This window comes from Flavobacterium sp. GNP011 (genome assembly GCF_056428925.1).
This window is the reverse complement of the sequence record NZ_JBWJVJ010000020.1, coordinates 40769-65471: the sequence shown is the minus strand read 5'-3', so window position 1 is coordinate 65471 and position 24703 is coordinate 40769. Positions and strand designations below refer to the sequence as shown.

Here is a 24703-nt window from a genome sequence, read left to right as displayed (position 1 = left end):
AATATTTTTTTTGCTAAATTAAAAATTTGGCATCACACTTGTACATATATTGTATAATTTTGATTTTAAAAATTCGAAACATGAAACCATTGCTTATAGCTTTATTAATTATTTTTTGTGTTCACTTCTCAAATGCACAGACAACACCTCAAGACACTACAAAAATAGGTTACGAACTTGGTGAAGATGAATATGAAATAAATGACACCATACAACTGCCAGAGATTTTAATTTCAAAAGAGAAACTAGATCCAGAAGCTAGAAAACAATTCTTATTGCTACAAAGTAGAGTATATAAAGTGTATCCTTATGCAAAAATAGCATCGGAGCGATTGACAAATCTTAACAAAGGCATGGCGAATTTAAAAACGAATAAAGAAAAGAAAAAATATTTTAAAATCGTTGAGGGTTATTTGAGTAATGAATTTGAAGCCAAACTCAAAAAACTATCCCGCAAGCAAGGCCAAATATTAGTAAAGCTTATTCACAGGCAAACAGGCACTACTACTTATGAGCTTGTAAAAACCCTCAAGAGCGGTTGGAAAGCATTTTGGTCAAATACCGCAGCAAGTTTATTTGATATCAATCTTAAAACAAAATATGCTCCATATACCGTAAACGAAGATTATTTAATAGAAACCATATTATTTAGAGCATTTGAAGCTGGAAGGCTTCAAAACCAAAAACCAGCAATTGTTATAGATTATGATACTTTAAACGATTCCTGGGTGAAACGAGCTGAGAATTTAAAAAAATGATGATATATTTACTTTCTATTAAATAAGAGTTTCAATAAGTTTAGTTCTACTTGATTTCTTTTAGAATAGATCTCCGCGCCAATTTACTATATATTTAAAAAAAAGCACAATTAAAGGATTGATGTTTTTCCTTATAATGTATGTGTTTCTTCAATAGAGAGGAGTCAATAGCGAGAATGTAATAAGAGTTGATTTGAGTTATACCTTATATATAGTATAGAAAGTCTATCTACCTATATATAGTAATAAAACATTGAAATACCCTCCAAGGTCATGATTTCACTGAATATTTATCAAAATTCAAAATAACTTAAAAAAAGTTTAAGTTTTAAGATTCGATTAATCAGTGCTTTAGTTTAAAAGTTAATAAAACTTTAAAAAAAGGTTTAAAAAAAGCTTGTAAAAGCGAATAAAGGTTGTAGTTTTGCACCCGCAATAGCGCAGACGTTCTTTAAATGATTGGCAAGAAAAACAAAGTGAATAGAGATTTACTCTTTAAAAAAACTTTAAAAAAAGCTTGTGAGATTTAAAAATGAAAGTTATCTTTGCACCCCGCAAAACAACGGAAGTTCCTTGAAAGATTGATAAGAAATAGAGAAGTAAACGAGGTAAAAATTATCTCAAAAAAACTTCAATTTTTTCTTGCCAGTTAAAAAAAGAATAGCTACTTTTGCACCCGCTTTGAGAAACAAACGAAAGGCGAAAAAATAGTAAGAATACGTTCCTAGACATATTGAATTGACAGCCGTTTTGTTCGCAAGAACAGAACATAAAGAATAAGAGTAATAGAATCGGAAGATTTGAAAAAACCACTAGAACTGAGTCGAATAACAATAGTTCGCCACGGCGAACAAACAATATACGATGAAGAGTTTGATCCTGGCTCAGGATGAACGCTAGCGGCAGGCTTAACACATGCAAGTCGAGGGGTATAGGTTTTCGGACCTAGAGACCGGCGCACGGGTGCGTAACGCGTATGCAATCTACCTTTCACAGAGGGATAGCCCAGAGAAATTTGGATTAATACCTCATAGTATAGCAGTTTCGCATGAAACCACTATTAAAGTCACAACGGTGAAAGATGAGCATGCGTCCCATTAGCTAGTTGGTAAGGTAACGGCTTACCAAGGCAACGATGGGTAGGGGTCCTGAGAGGGAGATCCCCCACACTGGTACTGAGACACGGACCAGACTCCTACGGGAGGCAGCAGTGAGGAATATTGGACAATGGGCGCAAGCCTGATCCAGCCATGCCGCGTGCAGGATGACGGTCCTATGGATTGTAAACTGCTTTTGTACAGGAAGAAACACCTCTACGTGTAGAGACTTGACGGTACTGTAAGAATAAGGATCGGCTAACTCCGTGCCAGCAGCCGCGGTAATACGGAGGATCCAAGCGTTATCCGGAATCATTGGGTTTAAAGGGTCCGTAGGCGGTCAGATAAGTCAGTGGTGAAAGCCCATCGCTCAACGGTGGAACGGCCATTGATACTGTCTGACTTGAATTATTAGGAAGTAACTAGAATATGTAGTGTAGCGGTGAAATGCTTAGAGATTACATGGAATACCAATTGCGAAGGCAGGTTACTACTAATGGATTGACGCTGATGGACGAAAGCGTGGGTAGCGAACAGGATTAGATACCCTGGTAGTCCACGCCGTAAACGATGGATACTAGCTGTTGGGCGCAAGTTCAGTGGCTAAGCGAAAGTGATAAGTATCCCACCTGGGGAGTACGTTCGCAAGAATGAAACTCAAAGGAATTGACGGGGGCCCGCACAAGCGGTGGAGCATGTGGTTTAATTCGATGATACGCGAGGAACCTTACCAAGGCTTAAATGTAGATTGACCGGTTTGGAAACAGACTTTTCGCAAGACAATTTACAAGGTGCTGCATGGTTGTCGTCAGCTCGTGCCGTGAGGTGTCAGGTTAAGTCCTATAACGAGCGCAACCCCTGTTGTTAGTTGCCAGCGAGTCAAGTCGGGAACTCTAACAAGACTGCCAGTGCAAACTGTGAGGAAGGTGGGGATGACGTCAAATCATCACGGCCCTTACGCCTTGGGCTACACACGTGCTACAATGGCCGGTACAGAGAGCAGCCACTGGGCGACCAGGAGCGAATCTATAAAACCGGTCACAGTTCGGATCGGAGTCTGCAACTCGACTCCGTGAAGCTGGAATCGCTAGTAATCGGATATCAGCCATGATCCGGTGAATACGTTCCCGGGCCTTGTACACACCGCCCGTCAAGCCATGGAAGCTGGGGGTGCCTGAAGTCGGTGACCGCAAGGAGCTGCCTAGGGTAAAACTGGTAACTAGGGCTAAGTCGTAACAAGGTAGCCGTACCGGAAGGTGCGGCTGGAACACCTCCTTTCTAGAGCCTTAGTGTTAGTAGTAATACACGCTAGGGAAAGAAGACGAAAGTTCAAGTTGGAAACAGATACCAACATTTTATTACTCTTGCTGTTAATTTAAAAAAAAAGAATAAAAATTTAAGAATAAGAGTGTCTCGTAGCTCAGCTGGTTAGAGTACTACACTGATAATGTAGGGGTCGACAGTTCGAGTCTGTCCGAGACAACTATTTAGACTTAAATAAGGAAATTTTAGAAGAAGAGTGAAATCACGTTAAAGTGAGCACGTTATCCAACTGCGAACTGCGACTGATAACTGCCAACTAAAAACGGGGGATTAGCTCAGCTGGCTAGAGCGCCTGCCTTGCACGCAGGAGGTCAACGGTTCGACTCCGTTATTCTCCACAAATTTAGTCGAAAGACTAAAGTCTGAAAGTCAAAAGTATGACTTTATGACCTTAGACTTTATAACTTTCGACCTAAATAAAGTTCATTGACATATTGAGATAAGAAATAATAAAAAGTAGAAAGCGTTTTTTACTATTTATAGTAAAAGACAAAGAAAACGGTCTTAATTAAATTTAAGATTGGTACAATAAGCAAAATAAGGGCGTATGGGGGATGCCTTGGCTCTCAGAGGCGATGAAAGGCGTGATAAGCTGCGAAAAGTTACGGGGAGCAGCACACATGCGTTGATCCGTAAATACCTGAATGGGGCAACCCACTATCTTGAAGAGATAGTACACCGATAGGTGGGCAAACCCGCTGAACTGAAACATCTAAGTAGGCGGAGGAGAAGAAAACAAAAGTGATTCCGTAAGTAGTGGCGAGCGAACGCGGATTAGCCCAAACCAATGTTGTTACGGCAATGTTGGGGTTGTAGGACCACGATATTTTATGTACAAGGAACCGGAAGTTACTGGAAAGTGACACTATAGAGGGTGATAGTCCCGTATGGGTAACGAGTATAATGAATAGTGGTATCCTGAGTAGGGCGGGGCACGTGAAACCCTGTCTGAATTTGGCGGGACCATCCGCTAAGGCTAAATACTCCTGAGAGACCGATAGTGAACCAGTACCGTGAGGGAAAGGTGAAAAGAACCGTGAATAACGGAGTGAAATAGATCCTGAAACCATACGCTTACAAGCGGTCGGAGCCCTTTCGTGGGGTGACGGCGTGCCTTTTGCATAATGAGCCTACGAGTTAACGTTGCTGGCAAGGATAAGTGGTTAAGCCACGGATCCGTAGCGAAAGCGAGTCTGAATAGGGCGCTTTAGTCAGTAGTGTTAGACGCGAAACCGTGTGATCTACCCATGGGCAGGATGAAGCGCTGGTAACACAGTGTGGAGGTCCGAACCGGTTGACGTTGAAAAGTCTTCGGATGACCTGTGGGTAGGGGTGAAAGGCCAATCAAACTCGGAAATAGCTCGTACTCCCCGAAATGCATTTAGGTGCAGCGCACGGCATAAAGTTATATAGAGGTAGAGCTACTGATTGGATGCGGGGGCTTCACCGCCTACCAATTCCTGACAAACTCCGAATGCTATATAATGTTTCCGTGCAGTGAGGGCTTGGGTGCTAAGGTCCAAGTCCGAGAGGGAAAGAACCCAGACCATCAGCTAAGGTCCCCAAATATACGCTAAGTTGAAAGAACGAGGTTTGTCTGCCCAGACAGCTAGGATGTTGGCTTGGAAGCAGCCATTCATTTAAAGAGTGCGTAACAGCTCACTAGTCGAGCGGACGAGCATGGATAATAATCGGGCATAAGCGTATTACCGAAGCTATGGATTTCATATTAAATTATGGAGTGGTAGGGGAGCATTCTAACAGGGTTGAAGGTGTGTCGTAAGGCATGCTGGACTGGTTAGAAAAGAAAATGTAGGCATAAGTAACGATAATGCGGGCGAGAAACCCGCACACCGAAAGACTAAGGTTTCCACAGCTATGCTAATCAGCTGTGGGTTAGTCGGGACCTAAGGCGAACCCGAAAGGGACAGTCGATGGACAACGGGTTAATATTCCCGTACTAGTTATTACTGTGATGGGGTGACGGAGTGATGAAAGCGCCGCGAACTGACGGAATAGTTCGTTGAAGTACCTACCTATAAGACCCGCAGGCAAATCCACGGGTTTTGGGGAAATACGATAGTACTCGGATACTTCGGTAGAAGAGATAGTGCGCCTAAGGGCTTCCAAGAAAAACCTCTAAACTTCAGGTAATAAGTACCCGTACCGCAAACCGACACAGGTAGTCGAGGAGAGAATCCTAAGGTGCTCGAGAGATTCATGGCTAAGGAATTAGGCAAAATAGACCCGTAACTTCGGGAGAAGGGTCGCCAGCAGCAATGCTGGCCGCAGTGAAGAGGTCCAGGCGACTGTTTATCAAAAACACAGGGCTCTGCAAAATCGTAAGATGAAGTATAGGGCCTGACACCTGCCCGGTGCTGGAAGGTTAAGAGGAGATGTTATCTTCGGAGAAGCATTGAATTGAAGCCCCAGTAAACGGCGGCCGTAACTATAACGGTCCTAAGGTAGCGAAATTCCTTGTCGGGTAAGTTCCGACCTGCACGAATGGTGTAACGATCTGGACACTGTCTCAGCCATGAGCTCGGTGAAATTGTAGTAGCGGTGAAGATGCCGCTTACCCGCAGTGGGACGAAAAGACCCTGTGCACCTTTACTATAGCTTAGTATTGACCTTGGATAAATGATGTGTAGGATAGGTTGGAGACTGTGAAGTGGCGTCGCTAGGCGTTGTGGAGTCATTGTTGAAATACAACCCTTTGTTTATCTGAGGCCTAACCCCATAATGTGGGGGACATTGCTTGGTGGGTAGTTTGACTGGGGTGGTCGCCTCCAAAAGAGTAACGGAGGCTTCTAAAGGTTCCCTCAGTACGCTTGGTAACCGTGCGTAGAGTGCAATGGCATAAGGGAGCTTGACTGAGAGACATACAGGTCGATCAGGTACGAAAGTAGAGCATAGTGATCCGGTGGTTCCGCATGGAAGGGCCATCGCTCAAAGGATAAAAGGTACGCCGGGGATAACAGGCTGATCTCCCCCAAGAGCTCATATCGACGGGGGGGTTTGGCACCTCGATGTCGGCTCGTCACATCCTGGGGCTGGAGAAGGTCCCAAGGGTTGGGCTGTTCGCCCATTAAAGTGGCACGCGAGCTGGGTTCAGAACGTCGTGAGACAGTTCGGTCTCTATCTACTGTGGGCGCAAGAAATTTGAGTGGATCTGATTCTAGTACGAGAGGACCGAATTGGACAAACCTCTAGTGTATCTGTTGTCACGCCAGTGGCACCGCAGAGTAGCTACGTTTGGAAGGGATAAGCGCTGAAAGCATATAAGCGCGAAACCCACCACAAGATGAGATTTCTTTTAAGGGTCGTGGGAGATGACCACGTTGATAGGCTATAGATGTAAAGGCAGTAATGTCATAGTCGAGTAGTACTAATAACCCGTAAGCTTATGTACACCCTTTTCCTCCCGAGTAATCGGGAGGGAGAAACTTTCTAATACACTTTTTATATTCTTTATCTCAGTATGTTAAGATATTGCAGCAAAGCTGCGTTTAAAGTTTGATGTTTAATGTTACAGGTTGAAAAACCTGAAACTATAAAAACTTGAAACTCCTTAAACAATAATCTTAAGGTGGTTATTGCGGCGGGGCTCACCTCTTCCCATCCCGAACAGAGTAGTTAAGCCCGCCTGCGCAGATGGTACTGCAGTTATGTGGGAGAGTATGTCGTCGCCTTTCTTTGAAAGCCCATTCTAATCGGATGGGCTTTTTTTTATCATTTACTTTTTACAAGTAAGGTACCTTAGCTCAGATGGTAGAGCAATGGACTGAAAATCCATGTGTCCCTGGTTCGATCCCTGGAGGTACCACAACCAGCTCGGATGGTGAAATTGGTAGACACGCTGGACTTAAAATCCAGTGAACAGCAATGTTCGTGCGGGTTCAAGTCCCGCTCTGAGTACTAAATCCCGTAAAACTCCCTATTTTTTTAGGGAGTTTTTTGCGTTTATATTGCACGATATTAGAATTTTGATACTTTGAAAAAAGATAATTGTTTCTAAATATGAATAATCTATTTTTTCTCGTATTATTTATAAACGATTTTATTTTCCTTTTTCCGTTTATATTTTTTTTATTTAAACTCAATATTTTAATTTTTGTTAGGGTTAACAATTTATTAATTTAGTATCATGAGGTAGTTGTGAAGAGTGGGTTTGAACTTTATGTTGTATTTTTGTCTAAAATATAAATATATAATATGAAGAGAATTATTTTGTTTTTGACAGTTATTTTGTCTTTAAACTCACAAGCTCAGCAACGCCCTAAATTGGTAGTGGGTATAGTAGTAGATCAAATGAAAATGGAGTACTTATATCGTTTTTCAGATGATTTTTCTACAAATGGATTTAAAAGATTAATGAATAATGGATATACTTTTCATAATATGCATTATAATTATGTGCCAACTTATACTGCGCCTGGTCATGCCAGTATTTATACTGGAGCAACTCCATCAACGCATGGTATTGTTGGAAATGATTGGTTCAATAAAGCGACTGGAAAAAATATGTATTGTACCGATGACGCATCCGTTAAGATGGTGGGAGAAGGTACTGAAAAAGAGGGTGCGATGTCACCAAGAAATCTTTTAAGTACCACAATTACTGATGAGTTGCGCATGGCTACAAATTTTAAAGGTAAAGTTATTGGATTGAGTATAAAAGACCGTGGTGCTATTTTGCCAGCTGGACATTTTGCTAATTGGGCTTTTTGGTACAGTTCAACAGGTTCCTTTATTTCTAGTACGTTTTATGGTGCAAATTTGCCAAGTTGGGTTACTGAATTCAACCAAGAAAAACGATACATGAACTATATAAATAGAGGTTGGAATTTATTAAAGCCATTATCTACTTACAATGAAAGTTTAGCGGATGATAATCCATACGAGGGGAAATTGGATAAAGCAAATGGTCCTGTTTTTCCTTATGATTTGGCTAAAATCTACAAAGAAAAAGGTGCTGATGTTTTACGAACTACACCTTTTGGTAATGATATCTTGGCAGATTTAGCTATGAAAGCTATTGAAAAAGAGGAGTTAGGGAAAGACGATATAACTGATTTTCTAACAGTTAGTTTTTCTTCTACAGATTATGTTGGTCATACTTTTGGACCTCGTTCTATAGAACTTCAAGATACCTATTTACGTCTTGATCAAAATTTAGAACAGTTTTTAAATTACTTAGACAAAACAGTTGGAAAGGATAATTATTTAGTTTTTTTGACTGCTGATCATGCTGGGGCAGAAAATCCAAATTATTTAAAGGATAATAAATACAATGTAAAAAATGTTCCTACTAAAGGTTTTGTGGAATCCTTAAAGAAATTTTCAAATGAAACTTTTGGAGCAGATCTTATTTTGGACTATTCTAATTTCAATGTGTTTTTCAATTTGGACTTGGTAAAGCAAAAAGGTTTAGAATTGACAAAAGTAAAAGAGAGCTTTAGAGGATTTTTGATGACACAAGAGCATATCAAAAGAGTGTATACTGAGGAAGAAATTTTAGCTTCTTCAGGTGATGATTACTTCTTAAGTTTTATAGCTAAAGGTTATGATCCTAAACAGAATGGTGAGTTAGTGATTTTAGATAAGACTGGCTATATGGAATATCAAGCTACAGGAACAACACATGGATCTCCAAATAGTTATGATACTCATGTGCCGCTTCTTTTTTATGGATGGCATGTCCCTAAAGGAGAATTGCACGCAAAAAAATACATTACTCAAATTGCACCTACGTTGTCTCAAATGTTAAAAATTCCGTTTACGAATGGCACTGAGTCAAAAGTTTTAGAAACTTTACTTGATAAGTAATAATATCTAGAATTGAAAAATCCCATTTACAACTGATTGATAGTGTAAATGGGATTTTCTATTTTAAACCGCTGCTATTGCTTGTGGTAACGGAATTTGATTTTTTAATAAATCTTCAAAGGTTTCGTGGGCTCTGATTAAATGCCCTTCGCCATTCATCCATAAAACTTCGGCTGGTTTGTACCGTGAATTATAGTTTGATGCCATAGAAAAACAATAGGCTCCTGCATTTCTAAATGAGAGTATATCGCCTTCTTTGATTTCGGCAATTCGTCTGTTGTTTGCAAATGTGTCTGTTTCACAAATATATCCTACTACGGAATAAAAACGCTCTTTCCCTTTTGGATTTGAGATGTTTTCTATATGGTGTTGTGAGCCGTAGAACATAGGACGAATTAAGTGGTTGAAACCACTATCGATTCCTGCAAAAACAGTAGATGTTGTTTGTTTAACGACATTAACTTTTGCTAAGAAATATCCAGCTTCACTTACAAGGAATTTTCCTGGTTCGAAAATCAATGTTAATTCTTTTCCGTACTCATCACAGAAGGCGTTGAATCGTTTCGATAATTTTTTACCCAACTCTTCAATGTCTGTTTCGATATCGTCTTTTTTGTAAGGTACTTTAAATCCACTTCCGAAATCTAAGAATTCTAAGTTTTTGAAATTTCTAGCTGCATCAAATAATATTTCAGCTGCATATAAAAATACTTCAATATCTAAAATATCGGAACCAGTGTGCATGTGGATTCCCACAATGTTCATTTTTGTGTTTTCAACAATACGAACTAAATGTGGTAATTGGTGAACTGAAATTCCAAATTTACTATCAATATGACCTACAGATATATTGGCGTTTCCACCTGCCATAACGTGAGGATTGATTCGGATGCAAACTGGTACGTTTGGATATTTTGTTCCAAATTGTTCTAAAATTGATAAATTATCAATATTTACTTGAACTCCCATAGCGGCAACTTCTTCGATTTCTTCAAGCGAAACACCGTTTGGAGTATAAAATATTTTTTCAGGTTCGTAGCCCGCGTGCAAACCTAATTGTACTTCTTGGATAGAAACTGTATCCAAACCTGAACCCATTTCTCGTAACAATTGAAGTATCGCCACGTTTGATAAGGCTTTCATAGCATAATTGATGCGCAACTGTTTTACCTTAGAAAAAGCTTTGGATAATCTGTTGTATTGAGATTGTATTTTTTCGGCATCATATACGTATAATGGACTACCAAATTGTTCTGCTAATTGTACTAAGTCTTTTGATTGCATAATTATTAATTTTGAGCAAATTTATTACTCTTTATTTAGTCCCACAAGGGAAGATATGAATTCTAACAAATTGTAACAAAAAGTTATATTTCAAACAAATCGAGTTTTAAAAAGCGAATTTTTAATTTGGGTGAGGGATGGTAGCGGATAGCCCACAGACGCTGTAGTTTTTACGAAAGCGGCGAGGACTTGAAGCGAACAGCCCGACGCTACCGAAACGATAGTGGAGGTAGGGGCACCTCCTAAAAAATCAAATGACTGCCCATAAAGGAATTGGCAGTCATTATTTGATTGTTTAAAACTATTTATAGGCTAGGCAAATCGCCATTTCCTTTGGTTGGTAAATTGGTATAACCCATCAAGTATTTATCTACTTCTCTGGCGGCTTCGCGACCTTCTGAAATGGCCCAAACAATTAAGGATTGCCCTCTACGCATGTCGCCTGCGGTAAATATATGGGGAATATTGGTTTGGTAATTGTTTGCTTGATAGTTGTTACGGGTGTCAATTTTGATGCCCAACTGCTCGCTCAATGTTTTTTCAGGGCCTGTAAAACCGAGTGCTAACAAAGCCAAGTCACAAGGCCAGATTTTTTCGGAACCTTCTTTTTCAATTAATTCAGGTCGTTGACCAGGTGTCATTTTCCAAGCTACTTCAACGGTTTTCAAGCCGACCAGTTCTCCAGCTTCATTGGCTATAAATTCCTTCGTATTGATGAGCCAGTTTCTATCGCAACCCTCTTCGTGAGAGCTTGAAGTTTTTAATTGCAAAGGCCAAAAAGGCCATGGAGTGGACTCGCTTCGGCTTACCGGAGGTTTTGGTAAAATTTCAAAATTTGTGACTGATTTGGCACCATGACGGTTTGAAGTTCCTACGCAGTCTGAGCCGGTATCTCCACCACCAATAACGATAACATTTTTATCAGTTGCTTTGATTTGATCAGGAATTGATTCACCGTATAATGCTTTGGTTTGCTGTGTTAAAAAGTCCATTGCCTGCACAACGCCTTTGCTTTCTATTCCTTTTGTTGGTAAACTGCGACGCTCTGTAGCGCCACCACATAAAACAACTGAATCGAAGTTGTTGAGTTCTGCAATTGAGTAATTAACCCCCACGTTGACATTGGTTTTAAAAGTAATTCCCTCCGCTTCTAAAACTTTTACACGTCTGTCGATGATTGCTTTTTCAAGTTTAAAATTTGGAATCCCATAACGTAATAATCCACCAATGGCATTGTCTCTTTCGAATACTGTAACGGTGTGTCCGGCGCGGTTCAATTGTTGTGCTGCTGCCAGACCAGCAGGTCCAGAGCCAATTACGGCAACTGTTTTTCCGGTTCTAACCTCTGGAGGTTGTGGTTTGATCCAACCTTCGGCAAAGCCTCTTTCGATAATATTTTTTTCAATATTTTCGATAGCAACTGGCTCGCTAATGATTCCTAGAACACATGATTTTTCGCAAGGAGCTGGGCAAAGTCTTCCTGTAAATTCAGGAAAATTATTGGTAGATTGTAATATTTTCAGTGCACTTTCCCATTCCTCCTGATGCACCATATCGTTAAAATCAGGAATTAAGTTTCCTAACGGACAAGAGCTGTGGCAAAATGGAATGCCGCAATCCATGCATCTGGAACCTTGTTCTTTGATTTTATCTTTGGTTAACGGAATTGTAAATTCATTATAATTTGAAACTCTTTCTGGAACTGCAACATTACTTTCGTCGGTTCTAGAATATTCTTTAAATCCTCCTATTTTTCCCATGACTATGATGCTATAAGTTCTTTAATTTGTTTTTCCTCGGCCAAGCGTTGCAACGCTTTTTTGTAGTCCGTAGGCATTACTTTTACAAAATGCTGCTGTTGATTTTCCCAATCTTCTAGGATTCTTTTTGCTAAAGGACTACTTGTATACAGCGAGTGATTTTTAATCAAACGACGTAGTTTAGTGAAGTCGTCCTCTTCTAAAGATTCTAAGCCAACCATTTCCATATTGCAAACTCGTGCATCAAATTTTTTGTTGGGATCAAAAACATACGCAATTCCACCGCTCATACCAGCTGCAAAATTCCTTCCTGTTTTTCCTAAAACCACTACAGTTCCGCCAGTCATATATTCGCAGCCATGATCTCCAATTCCTTCAACAACGGCAGTTGCTCCGGAATTTCGAACACAAAAACGTTCTCCCGCCATACCATTAATGTAGGCTTCGCCAGTGATAGCTCCGTATAGCGCCACATTACCAATAATGATATTTTCTTCGGGTTTGAAAGTTGCAGTAGGAGGAACTTTAATGATTAGTTTTCCGCCAGAAAGCCCTTTGCCTAGATAGTCATTGCAGTTACCATGAATTTTAAATGATAAACCATTTGTTGCAAAAGCACCAAAACTTTGCCCAGCGGATCCTGTAAAATCAACTAAAATAGTATCTTCGGGTAATCCTTGTGCGCCATAAATTTTTGAGATTTCGTTACTCAATATGGCTCCTACAGAACGATCGGTATTTTTGATATCGAAGGTAACTCTTGTTTTTTCTTTTCTGTAAATTGATGGAATCGCAGCTTTGATAATATCAAAATCCAAAACGTGCTCTAAAGCATGATCTTGAGTAGTTGTATTGTGATTGGGAACTTCTTTTGCTTTTTCAGGCTTGTATAAAATGGAAGACAAATCTAGTCCACTTGCTTTGTAATGCTTGATGGCTTTATTTACATTCAGTTTTTGTGATTGTCCAACCATTTCTTTCAAGGTTCTAAAGCCTAATTGAGCCATGATTTCTCGCAATTCTTCGGCAATAAAATACATGAAGTTGATAATGTGCTCTGGCGTTCCTTTGAAATTTTTTCTCAATTCAGGATCTTGTGTTGCAATACCCACAGGACATGTATTCAAGTGACACGCTCGCATCATGATACAACCTGAAGCTACTAATGGCGCTGTTGCAAAACCAAATTCCTCCGCTCCAAGTAAGGCTGCAATAGCCACATCGCGACCCGTTTTTAATTGGCCATCACATTCTAAAACGATTCGGCTTCTCAAATCGTTCAAAATCAATGTCTGTTGTGCTTCCGCAAGTCCAAGTTCCCAAGGAATTCCGGTATGAGTCAATGAGGTTAATGGAGCGGCTCCAGTTCCTCCGTCGTATCCTGAAATTAAAATCACGTCTGCTTTTGCCTTTGCAACTCCAGCTGCTATTGTACCTACACCGACTTCGGAAACTAATTTAACATTAATTCTAGCTTCGCGATTTGCATTTTTTAAGTCAAAAATTAACTGCGATAAATCTTCAATTGAATAAATATCATGGTGAGGTGGTGGCGAAATTAAGCCTACATACGGTGTTGAATTTCTGGTTTCGGCAATCCAAGGCACTACTTTTTCACCAGGTAATTGACCACCTTCACCAGGTTTTGCTCCTTGTGCCATTTTGATTTGTATCTCACGAGCGTTGGTCAAATAGTTAATTGAAACCCCAAAACGTCCTGAAGCAACTTGTTTGATGGCGCTATTTCTTGAGTCTCCATTTAAGTCTTTTTGAAAACGTTTTGGGTCTTCTCCTCCTTCTCCAGAATTGCTTTTACCACCAATTCTGTTCATGGCAATCGCCAGGTTTTCGTGTGCTTCTTGGCTGATAGATCCATAAGACATGGCACCTGTTTTGAATTTTTTTACAATTTCTGTCCAAGGCTCCACTTCATCCAAAGGGATAGGATCTAAGTTGTTGAATTCAAATAAACCTCTTATGGTCATCAAATTTTCACTTTGATCATTGACCATCTTAGAGTACTCCTTATAACTTTCAGGACTGTTTAAGCGAACAGCTTGTTGTAATTTAGAGATTGTTGTTGGATTAAACATGTGCTTTTCGCCTGATCTTCTCCATCTGTAAACACCACCAATTTCGAGTGGAAGTAAATTACTGACTTTGGAATTTGGAAAGGCTTTTTGGTATCTTTTTTTGACTTCTTTTTCAATTTCCATCAATCCAATTCCTTCAATTCGAGAGGGCGTGTAAGGGAAATACTTAGATGTGAATGTTTTGTTCAGTCCTAAGATTTCGAAAATTTGTGCCGCTCTGTACGAATGCAAAGTAGAAATTCCGATTTTATTCATGATTTTCAGAATCCCTTTTGCGATGGCTTTATTGTAATTTTTGATGGCATAATCCGCTTTTACACCAGTGATAAATCCTGCATTTACTTGGTTGTGAATAATTTCATTAACCATGTACGGGTTTATTGCACTTGCTCCGTAACCAAATAATAGCGCAAAATGATGTGGTTCACGTGGTTCTGCCGATTCAATAAGAATACCAAATTTTGATCGAACTTTTAAAATGTTTAGCGAATGATGAATGTATGAACACGCCAATAACATTGGAATAGGTGCCATTTTTTCGCTAACACCTCTGTCTGACAAAATCACAATATTACAACCTTCTGCAACTGCTTTGTAGGTAGCTTGTACTGCTTTTTCAAGTGCGCGCTCTAAGCCGTTTACTCCTTTTTTGATTTCGTATAACATTGAAATAGTGACTGACTTGAAATCGGCATGATCGATGTTTCTTATTTTGTCCAAATCTTCGTTGGAGATAACAGGATTTTGGATTTTTAGTTTTTTACAATGTTTGGGAACAATGTCAAAAATATTATAATCGCCACCAATTGCCAAGCTAATATCAGTTATGATTTCTTCACGAATACCGTCCAGCGGTGGATTGGTTACTTGTGCAAATAGTTGTTTGAAATAATTATACAACAATTGAGGCTGATCAGATAAAACAGCAAGCGGTGTATCATTCCCCATTGAACTTAGCGCTTCGGCTCCTTCGGCACCCATCGGGTTGATGATGGTTTTTAAATCTTCAATCGTATATCCAAATAAGCGCTGTCTGGTTTCAAAATCAATATTTTCAACTGGAATGAGATTATCAGTGTACGGAATTTGAGCTAGCGAAAGTAAATTTTCGTCAAGCCATTGTTTATAAGGTCGCTTGGTGACAATTGCATTTTTGATTTCGTCATCCTCTATTATGCGACCTTCATTCATGTCAACCAAAAACATTTTCCCCGGTTCTAATCTACCGTGTTGAATCACATCTTCTGGTTTGATATCCAATACTCCAATTTCAGAGGACATAATTACGAAACCACTTTTGGTTAAAGTGTATCGAGAAGGACGCAATCCATTTCTATCCAATAAAGCACCAATAACGTTACCATCTGTAAAAGGAATAGAGGCTGGACCATCCCAAGGTTCCATAATACAAGCGTTGTATTCGTAAAAGGCTTTCTTATCTTCTGACATCGTTTGATGTTTCTCCCAAGCTTCCGGAACCACCATCATCATAGCTTCGGGCAAGGAACGTCCTGTCATCAGTAACAATTCAATAACCATGTCCATCGAGGCAGAATCTGATTTTCCTTCCAGAATAATTGGGAAAAGCTTTTTGATGTCTTCGCCAAAAACATCACTTTTCATCAATTCCTCACGTGCACGCATACGGCTTATGTTGCCACGTAACGTATTGATTTCTCCATTGTGACACATGTAACGAAAGGGTTGGGCTAGTTCCCAAGATGGAAAAGTATTGGTTGAAAATCGTTGGTGTACCAATGCCAATCGGGTTACCAAGTCATCGTCTAGCAAATCGGTGTAATACCTGCTGATGTCCTCTGGCATCAATAAACCTTTATATATTATTGTAGTGGTAGAAAAACTTGAGAAATAAAACATGTGACTTTCGGAAATTCTTGAGTTCCGAATTGTGTGCTCTGCTATTTTTCTGGCGGCAAACATTTTAGCATTAAATTGTTGCTCTGTCAAATCCAAACTTTTTTTACCTACAAAGACTTGCTTTACGGTAGGTTCTTTTTCTCCAGCAATTCGCCCTAAATTTGATGCGTCAACAGGAACGTCTCTCCATCCTAAAATTTCTAGATTTTGATCATGAATAGCATTTTCAAACGCAGTTTTACAAAAAACAACTTGATTGTTGCTCTTTGGCATAAAAACCATTCCAACAGCATATTCTTTAGCATTTGGAAGTTCAAAATCACATACTTTTTTAAAAAAAGCATGTGGGATATCAAATAGGATACCAGCTCCATCTCCAGTTCTACCATCAGAACTTACAGCACCTCGATGCTCTAGTTTTATGAGAATATCTAATGCTTTGTGTATAATATCATTTGACTTAATTCCATTGAGATTACAAATAAATCCTGCTCCGCAATTATCGTGTTCAAATTCGGGCAAATACAGACCTTGTTCTTTAACTTTCATGCTTAATTTTTTTTCTTCAAAATTAAATATTTAGTATGTAATATTAGTCAAATTGGTTAAATATGGGTATTTTTTATAGTAATAATAGAAAAACGTTGTGAAAAATACAAAAACGTGATTTAAAGGGAGGTGATTTGTTTTTTCGATAAAAAGTAAAAGGATTTGTTTTCAAAATAGGGTGGAAAAGAGCCTAAATACGTTTGTTTTTAATATTGAAATGAAATTCTAACAAAATTGTTTGAAAAATTGATATTTTTTAGAATCGTACCAATGTGAAATGGGCTTAAATACCTGCTGAAAAATTGAACAATAATTTATTTAAAAAAAATAACAGTTACATTAAATTTTGCTATTTTTGTGGCACTTTATTTCTGGAAGAAATTCAGAAGCCAGTCAAATTCTATATTATGAACATACACGAATATCAAGGGAAAGAAATTCTAGCAAGTTACGGAGTACGCATTCAACGCGGAATTGTAGCAAATAGTCCAGCTGAAGCTGTTGAAGCTGCGAAACAATTAACTGCCGAAACGGGTACAGGATGGCATGTTATTAAAGCACAAGTTCATGCAGGTGGACGTGGAAAAGGTGGAGGAGTAAAACTTGCTAAAAATTTACAACAAGTAGAAGAAATTGCAGGTCAAATCATAGGGATGCAATTGATTACACCTCAAACATCAGCTGAAGGAAAAAAAGTAAGTACTATATTAGTTGCTGAGGATGTGTACTATCCTGGAGAAAGTGAAACATCAGAGTTCTATGTATCTGTTTTATTAAATAGAGCTACTGGTCGTAATATGATTATGTATTCTACCGAAGGTGGAATGGATATTGAAGAAGTTGCTGAGCACACACCACATTTAATCTTTACTGAAGAAATTGATCCTTCTGTAGGTTTGCAAGGTTTTCAAGCAAGAAGAATTGCTTTTAACTTAGGACTTTCAGGAAATGCGTTCAAAGAAATGGTTAAATTCATCGATTCTTTATATAATGCGTATATCGGATCTGATGCTTCAATGTTTGAAATCAACCCGGTATTAAAAACATCTGATGATAAAATTATGGCGGTTGATGCAAAAGTTAACATTGATGACAATGCATTATACAGACAAAAAGCATATGCTGACATGCGTGACGTTCGTGAGGAAAATCCAATTGAAGTTGAAGCTAAAGAAGTAGGCTTGAACTATGTAGATCTTGACGGAACTGTTGGATGTATGGTAAACGGAGCAGGTCTTGCAATGGCAACTATGGATTTAATTAAGTATGCTGGTTTTGAACCTGCAAACTTCCTTGACGTAGGTGGAACTGCTGATGCAAAACGTGTTGAAACTGCTTTCCGTATTATCTTAAAAGATCAAAACGTAAAAGCTTATTTTGATTAATATTTTTGGTGGAATTGTTCGTTGTGACCGTGTGGCACAAGGAGTTGTTGACGCTTACAAAAATATGGGAGATGCTATTAAAGTGCCGATTATTGTTCGTTTACAAGGTACCAATGCAGCTATTGCAAAAGAATTAATTGATAATTCAGGAATGCCAATTTTATCTGCTGTTGAATTTCAAGAAGCAGCTGATCAAGTACAAGCGGCACTTTCTTAATTAGAAAATTGTTATATATTAAAAACCTGTTTGCTTTAGTAAACAGGTTTTTTTGTGCCAAATAATTAGTGGAAAGTAAACAATTCATAATATTATTGGAAAGTGCAAAACAGTATAGCACGGATCAATTACCTTTGTTTTTTTAAATTTGATATCATGAAACTTCATATAAAAAATAACTTTATCACAGAATTACCGGCTGATCTTGACCTTGAAAATACTCCAAGACAAGTTGAAAAAGCATGCTTCTCCTATGTAACGCCAGTAAAACCGATTAATCCTGAATTAATTCATGCTTCAGTTGAAGTGGCCAATACTATCGGTCTTAGCGAAGAAGATATTGCATCAACAGCATTTTTAAATACGTTTTCAGGAACTACGATTTATCCTGAAACCAAATCTTATGCCTTGTGTTACGCAGGTCATCAGTTTGGGAATTGGGCTGGACAACTAGGAGATGGTCGTGCCATTAATCTAACAGAAGTTCAGCATAACAATGAATCGTATACGTTGCAACTGAAAGGTGCTGGGCCTACACCATATTCTAGAAATGCAGATGGATTTGCGGTTTTGCGCTCTTCCATTAGAGAATACTTATGTGCCGAGGCCATGCATTATTTAGGAGTTCCCACAACTCGTTCGCTTTCGTTAATTTTATCTGGAGATCCCGTTTTACGCGATGTTTTGTACAATGGAAATCCTGCTTATGAGAAAGGCGCTATTGTAGCAAGAGTGGCTCCATCTTTTATTCGTTTTGGAAGTTTTGAAATTTTTGCCGCGCGTGAAGATCACGAAAATTTAAAATTACTGGCCGATTATACTATTAAACACCATTTTTCACATATCCAAAAGGAAGGAATCGAAAAATACTTAGCCTTTTTTCAAGAAGTTACTCAAACCACGCTCAATATGATTGTTAACTGGCAGCGCGTTGGTTTTGTGCATGGTGTAATGAATACGGATAATATGTCTATTCACGGGATTACAATTGATTATGGTCCTTACGGTTGGTTAGAAGATTTTGATTCTGGATGGACTCCAAATACCACTGATAGGCAGCATAAAAGGTACCGTTATGGCAATCAACCTGAAATGGCATTGTGGAATTTATACCAATTAGCGAATGCATTGTATCCTTTAATTCAAGATGCCAAGCCGCTGGAAGCTATTCTTGAGGCATTCAGTACCAATTACGAAAAGGAATATTTGAGAATGATGCAAAATAAGATGGGCCTCCAAATCAAAAAAGAAGAGGATGTAGTCTTGATTCATGGTTTGGTTGAATTACTACAACGAGTAGAAACCGATATGACTATTTTCTTTAGGACTCTAAGCAATGTTACCAAAGCAGCTACTTCGAAAGTTGCTTTCAATACAGTTAAAGCTGCTTTTTACAATCAAAAGGATTTAGATGAAACCGTCTTGAGTGAATGGTACGATTGGTTTGAAAAGTACAGCATTCGAATTAATGAAGAGGTTATTTCTGATTTGGAAAGAAAACAACAAATGGATAAAGTAAATCCCAAGTATGTATTGCGAAATTACATGGCGCAATTGTGTATTGATGATGCTGATAAAGGAGATTACGGTTTGCTTAATGAATTATATGTAATGCTCAAAAAACCTTATGAGGAGCAACCGAATTTCCAAAAATGGTTTGCCAAAAGACCGGATTGGGCTAGAGATAAAGTTGGATGCAGTATGTTAAGCTGTAGTTCTTAAAAGTGAATTTAGAATTTTTTAATAGCAATAATATCCTCTCCTTAAATTAAGATTTTTTTTTAGGAAAATTAAAAACACCTAACTAAATCCCGAACTCTCATTCAGGATTTAGTTATGTATTAGTTTCCTAATTCTTGAATCACATCCGATTCGTAGATATGAAAACCTTCTGTATTTTTTTGTGCCAATTTGTACATGGCTTTCGCAACTTTTACACCTTCTATTGGTTGGTATTTTTTTAAATTTCCTTGAAAAATAAATGAAAACATTTTCATGACAAATGCACCAGCTTTTTCTGCAAATCTAAATTCATTTCGATCACCCAATAGGAGGGAAGGTTGTAGAATAGAAACGCTTTCAAAATTACAAGTTTTAAGAAAATCTTGAATTTCACCTTTTGTCTTTAAATAAAAATTTGAAGACGTGGCATTGGCATCCAGTGAAGAGATCAATAAATAATTTTTCACTTTATTCTCTTGCGCAAAAAGGGCGAATTGTTTAGGATATTCAAAATCTACTTTTTGGAATGCTTTTTGGCTACCAGCTTTTTTTATGGTAGTGCCAATGGTACAAAAGAAATCATCGCCTATAACCCATTCCTTATAACTTTCGGGCTTGTCAAAGTCAATGATGTGTTGGGTTAATTTTGGGTTTTGTATTCCCGTATCTCTTTTTACAAAGGTTACAACGCTTGTATATTCAGGATTGTCTAAAAGTATTTGGAGTAATTCAGATCCAATAAGACCTGTGCTGCCAATAATCAAGGCTGTTTTCACAATTATGATTTTTTATTTTTCCCGAAATTATATTTCACTTTTTCCACCACTTGCACTTTTGGTGTTCCTTTTGCAAATGTTTTTTTGAAAGGCTTTTTAGCGGCAGGTTTTGTTTTTGATGGAGCTTCGTCACCTCTTGCTCTTTCAGAATCTTTTGCTTTTGCTTTGAATTCTGTTCTTTCTCCTGCACCTTCTTTTACTGGAATTTGTGCTTTGTGTTTGGCCAAAACATCATTTGGATTTTTTGGATTTTCCTTAGTTCCACGCAAGTGAATCACGAGTCCGTTCAAGAAATTACGCAATACTTGGTCACCACATTCCATGTAATTTTCATGTTTTTCATCACGAAAAAAAGCACCCAACTCCGATTTTGTGATTCTAAAATCTACTAATTCTAATATTTCAACTATTTGGTCGTCACGAAGCATAAGTGCCACGCGAAGTTTTTTAAAGATATCGTTATTTGTCATCATATTCTAATTTTATACAAAGGTACGTTTTAAAAGCATTTAGAATACAATTTTCAATTTAGAATTGGTTTGCGATCGCATTTCTAATTGATAATTTAAAATAAAATAATATTTTAGCACAAAATATAGATTATGAACGAATTTGAGGAAAGACGCAGTTTGTTGCTTGAAATGATAGCTTTTTCAACTGTTGATGGAAAATTACATAAACGCGAATATGAATTTCTGGCAATAGTAGCACAAGCTTTAGGAATAGAAAAAGATGTTTTTAAAGATTTATTTCATCAAGAAGTTCCTCAATTGTCTATAAAAACAGAGTTTCTGAGAATTCAACAATTTTATAGATTGGCTTTGTTAATGTATTGTGATGGTGTGATACATGAAAAAGAATTAGCCTCTATCCAGCAAATAGCTATTGACATGGGATTGAATCCTAATGCTACCAAACGTATATTAAAATTAATGAGTGAATCACCTAATGCTATAATTGACGGGGCGGTTTTATTGAATGTTTTTCAGGAACAGCATAATTAAGGCAATTGACCTTGCAATGCTTTGATCTCATCTCTAAGTTTTGCGGCTTGCATAAAATCTAATTCTTTTGCCGCTTTTTCCATTGATTTTCTTTTCTCTCGAATGAGTTTCTCCAGTTCAGGTTTAGACAGATAAAGGTTTTCAGGCTCTGCTGCAGTGTTTAAAGTAGCACCTAATTCATAATCTACAAGAGGATTTTTGGTAAAGGCGCTTTCTATTTTTTTGTTCAACGCCATTGGAACCTCATTATGTTGGGTATTGTAATTGATTTGTTTAGTTCTTCGGTATGAAGTTTCGTCGATGGTTTTTTGCATGCTAGCCGTAATTTTATCGGCGTACATAATCGCTTTTCCATTTAGGTTTCTCGCTGCACGACCAATTGTTTGCGTAAGTGATCGATGACTTCTTAAAAAACCTTCTTTGTCAGCATCTAAGATTGCTACCAGGGAAACTTCGGGTAAATCTAATCCTTCACGAAGTAAGTTGACACCTATTAAAACATCAAAAATTCCTTTTCTAAGGTCTTGCATGATTTCAATTCGTTCCAAAGTATCCACTTCAGAATGGATATAACGACAACGGATATGAACTTTGGTTAAATATTTAGCCAGTTCTTCGGCCATTCTTTTGGTCAAAGTAGTGACTAAAACACGCTCGTCAATTTCGGCTCGAACTTGAATTTCTTCGATTAAATCATCAATTTGGTTCAAGCTTGGTCTTATTTCAATAATAGGATCGAGTAATCCCGTTGGACGAATCACTTGCTCTACCACAACACCATCTGTTTTTTGTAATTCATAATCAGCAGGTGTTGCCGAAACGTAAATAACTTGATTTTGCATTGCTTCGAATTCCTCAAATTTCAAAGGACGGTTGTCCATTGCCGCAGGAAGTCTAAATCCGTATTCAACCAAGTTCTCTTTACGGCTGCGATCACCGCCATACATAGCGCTTACTTGTGAGAGTGTTACATGGCTTTCATCTACGACCATCAAGTAATCTTTAGGGAAATAGTCTAGCAAGCAAAAAGGTCTTGTACCTGGCAAACGCCCATCTAAGTAACGAGAGTAATTTTCGATACCGGAACAATATCCTAATTCCCGAATCATTTCTAAGTCGAAATTGGTTCGTTCTTCCAGCCTTTTAGCTTCAAGATGTTTACCTATTTCTTTAAAATAATCAACTTGTTTTACCAAGTCTTGTTGAATTTCCCAAATGGCATTTTGCAATACATCCGGCGAAGTCACAAACATATTTGCGGGATAAATGGTTAGCCTGTCAAATTTTTCAAGAACTTGAGAATTTTTAGTGTCAAAGCTTTCTATTTCTTCAATTTCATCCCCAAAGAAATGAATTCTATAGGCTTCATCGGCATAACTAGGGTATACATCAACGGTATCACCTTTTATCCTGAAACTTCCAGGATTAAAATCAGCTTCGGTTCTAGAATACAAACTTTGAACAAGTTGGTGTAATAATTTGGTCCGAGAAATAACTTGCCCTTTCTCTATTGGGATTAGGTTTTTTTGAAATTCAATTGGGTTTCCAATACCATACAAACAAGAAACGGATGCTACAACCAGAATATCTCTACGTCCTGAAAGCAACGAAGCAGTGGTTGACATTCGCATTTTTTCCAGCTCTTCATTGATAGATAAATCCTTCTCAATGAAAACGCCAGTAACAGGCATAAACGCTTCAGGCTGATAATAATCGTAGTACGAAACAAAATATTCTACGGCATTATTCGGGAAAAATTGTTTGAATTCAGAGTACAGTTGTGCCGCTAATGTTTTGTTGTGTGCCAAAACTAGCGTAGGACGTTGCACTTCTTGAATAACATTGGCCACAGTAAACGTTTTACCAGAACCGGTAACTCCTAAAAGCGTTTGGAATTGATCTCCATCTACAATGCCTTGCGCTAATTTTGCAATGGCTTGGGGTTGGTCACCTTTGGGCTGGTAATCGGATACTACTTGAAAATTCATGTCTTGGAATTACTTCATACAAAGATACGACTGAATTCAAGAAAAAATGTTTTTAAAAACTTAAAACTTCCATGCTTTTTGTTGTGCTGAACTCAAGAAAGTCCAAGCTAAGATGCGGCTTGTTTTTTGGCCTTGAGCCATATCAATAGTTTTGATTTCGACAGCGCTTACTTTGTTTAGTGTTTTGTATAAACTGGAAAGATTTTCTTTTTTGGACACTAAAGTCGTGAACCAAAGACACTGCATCGGATATTTTGCACTTTCGTAAATCATTTGTGTGACAAACCCTAGTTCACCGCCTTCGCAAAATAATTCGGCATTGTGACCTCCAAAGTTTAAAACAGGCTTCGTAGTTTTACTTGTACCGCTATTAGATTGTAAATTGTTTATTTTTCTTAAGGTACTTTTAGTGGCCTCATCTTGTGATGCGTGAAAAGGAGGATTGCAAATTGTAAAGGTGAATTTATCCTCAGGCGTTATAATATTTTTAAATATGAAACGTGATTCCGTTTGTTGTTGCAAGCTAATTAAATCAATGAGTTTCGGGTTATTTTCAATGATAGTACTGCAGTTTTGAATTGCTTTTGTATCAATATCAGTTCCTACAAAACTCCAGCCATAAACAGAACAACCAATAAGCGGATAGATGCAATTGGCACCCACACCAATATCTAACCCTTGAACAGTTTCACCCTCAGGTATAATTCCGTTGTTGCTAGAGGCTAATAAATCTGCTAAATAATGAATATAATCAGCTCTACCAGGAATAGGTGGGCACAAATAATTGTTAGGAATATCCCAATTTTGAATGTCAAAGTGCTGCATCAAAAGCGCTTTATTCAAAGCTTTTACCGCTTCAGGATCGCTGAAATCGATGGTTTCAGTTCCGTGTTCATTGGTTTTAACAAATTCACTTAGGGATGGATATGTAGTAATTAATTCTTTAAAATCATACCCTGTCCTGTCCAGATTCCTTGGGTGTAAATTTGTTTTTTCAGTACTCATTTTAAATCGTTCGTTCTTATTTTGGGTGCAAAGAT

At 38.2% G+C, this 24703-nt stretch carries 11 protein-coding genes, 4 tRNA genes, 3 rRNA genes and 1 pseudogene; 12 read left to right on the top strand and 7 right to left on the bottom strand.

Annotated features, from left to right (window positions below; genetic code table 11):
• Positions 1-80: 80 nt before the first annotated feature.
• From AC061E_RS14495 to pafA, 9 genes are all read left to right on the top strand, one after another.
• Complete coding sequence (locus AC061E_RS14495; RefSeq protein ID WP_158727731.1) at positions 81-758, top strand: DUF4294 domain-containing protein; 678 nt, start codon at positions 81-83, stop codon at positions 756-758.
• Between the two features lie 861 nt (positions 759-1619).
• Positions 1620-3133, top strand: a 16S ribosomal RNA gene (locus AC061E_RS14490).
• Positions 3134-3264: 131 nt separating this feature from the next.
• Positions 3265-3338: transfer RNA gene (locus AC061E_RS14485), tRNA-Ile, on the top strand.
• 104 nt (positions 3339-3442) lie between these two features.
• Positions 3443-3516 (top strand) — tRNA-Ala (locus AC061E_RS14480).
• Positions 3517-3704: 188 nt separating this feature from the next.
• A 23S ribosomal RNA gene (locus AC061E_RS14475) occupies positions 3705-6590 on the top strand.
• A 173-nt stretch (positions 6591-6763) separates the two neighbouring features.
• Positions 6764-6873, top strand: a 5S ribosomal RNA gene (gene rrf / locus AC061E_RS14470).
• Together the 16S, 23S and 5S rRNA genes with 4 tRNA genes alongside form the textbook arrangement of a ribosomal RNA operon.
• 58 nt (positions 6874-6931) lie before the next feature.
• Positions 6932-7004, top strand: a tRNA-Phe gene (locus AC061E_RS14465).
• A gap of 6 nt (positions 7005-7010) precedes the next feature.
• Positions 7011-7096 (top strand) — tRNA-Leu (locus AC061E_RS14460).
• A gap of 297 nt (positions 7097-7393) precedes the next feature.
• On the top strand, positions 7394-9007 hold the full coding sequence (gene pafA, locus AC061E_RS14455) for an alkaline phosphatase PafA (RefSeq protein ID WP_478286876.1): 1614 nt from the start codon (positions 7394-7396) through the stop codon (positions 9005-9007).
• Between the two features lie 63 nt (positions 9008-9070).
• Here the strand turns inward: pafA and lysA are convergent, their stop codons facing one another.
• The 3 genes from lysA to gltB all read right to left on the bottom strand — a co-directional run bounded on the left by lysA (position 9071) and on the right by gltB (position 16571).
• Positions 9071-10291 (bottom strand): diaminopimelate decarboxylase, encoded by a 1221-nt coding sequence (gene lysA, locus AC061E_RS14450; RefSeq protein WP_144894018.1) that lies wholly within the window; start codon positions 10289-10291, stop codon positions 9071-9073.
• Between the two features lie 305 nt (positions 10292-10596).
• The gene (locus AC061E_RS14445; protein ID WP_478286875.1) at positions 10597-12051 is read right to left on the bottom strand and encodes a glutamate synthase subunit beta; all 1455 of its coding nucleotides are present in this window, start codon (positions 12049-12051) and stop codon (positions 10597-10599) included.
• A 2-nt stretch (positions 12052-12053) separates the two neighbouring features.
• Positions 12054-16571 (bottom strand): glutamate synthase large subunit, encoded by a 4518-nt coding sequence (gene gltB / locus AC061E_RS14440; RefSeq protein WP_478286874.1) that lies wholly within the window; start codon positions 16569-16571, stop codon positions 12054-12056.
• A 407-nt stretch (positions 16572-16978) separates the two neighbouring features.
• On the opposite strand from gltB, the pseudogene sucC reads away from it, so the two are divergent.
• Positions 16979-18173 (top strand): annotated as a pseudogene (sucC, locus tag AC061E_RS14435) (ADP-forming succinate--CoA ligase subunit beta).
• 153 nt (positions 18174-18326) lie between these two features.
• Positions 18327-19895 (top strand): protein adenylyltransferase SelO, encoded by a 1569-nt coding sequence (locus tag AC061E_RS14430; protein WP_478286885.1) that lies wholly within the window; start codon positions 18327-18329, stop codon positions 19893-19895.
• Positions 19896-20014: 119 nt separating this feature from the next.
• On the opposite strand, the gene AC061E_RS14425 is transcribed toward AC061E_RS14430, so the two are convergent.
• Both AC061E_RS14425 and AC061E_RS14420 read right to left on the bottom strand, forming a co-directional pair.
• The gene (locus AC061E_RS14425) at positions 20015-20671 is read right to left on the bottom strand and encodes a Rossmann-fold NAD(P)-binding domain-containing protein (protein ID WP_478286873.1); all 657 of its coding nucleotides are present in this window, start codon (positions 20669-20671) and stop codon (positions 20015-20017) included.
• 2 nt (positions 20672-20673) lie between these two features.
• Entirely contained in the window at positions 20674-21141 is a 468-nt protein-coding gene (locus AC061E_RS14420; protein ID WP_086453877.1) for a DUF1456 family protein, read from the bottom strand.
• 132 nt (positions 21142-21273) lie between these two features.
• Between AC061E_RS14420 and AC061E_RS14415 the strand changes: the two genes are divergently transcribed.
• Entirely contained in the window at positions 21274-21675 is a 402-nt protein-coding gene (locus AC061E_RS14415) for a tellurite resistance TerB family protein (protein ID WP_478286872.1), read from the top strand.
• Here the strand turns inward: AC061E_RS14415 and uvrB are convergent.
• Complete coding sequence (gene uvrB, locus AC061E_RS14410; RefSeq protein WP_478286871.1) at positions 21672-23663, bottom strand: excinuclease ABC subunit UvrB; 1992 nt, start codon at positions 23661-23663, stop codon at positions 21672-21674. The two genes, AC061E_RS14415 and uvrB, sit on opposite strands and share 4 nt — an antisense overlap.
• A 60-nt stretch (positions 23664-23723) precedes the next feature.
• Positions 23724-24668 carry a 23S rRNA (adenine(1618)-N(6))-methyltransferase RlmF gene (gene rlmF, locus AC061E_RS14405; RefSeq protein ID WP_478286870.1) on the bottom strand — a complete coding sequence of 315 codons (945 nt, stop codon included), beginning with the start codon at positions 24666-24668 and terminating at the stop codon, positions 23724-23726.
• Between the last annotated feature and the right edge of the window lie 35 nt (positions 24669-24703).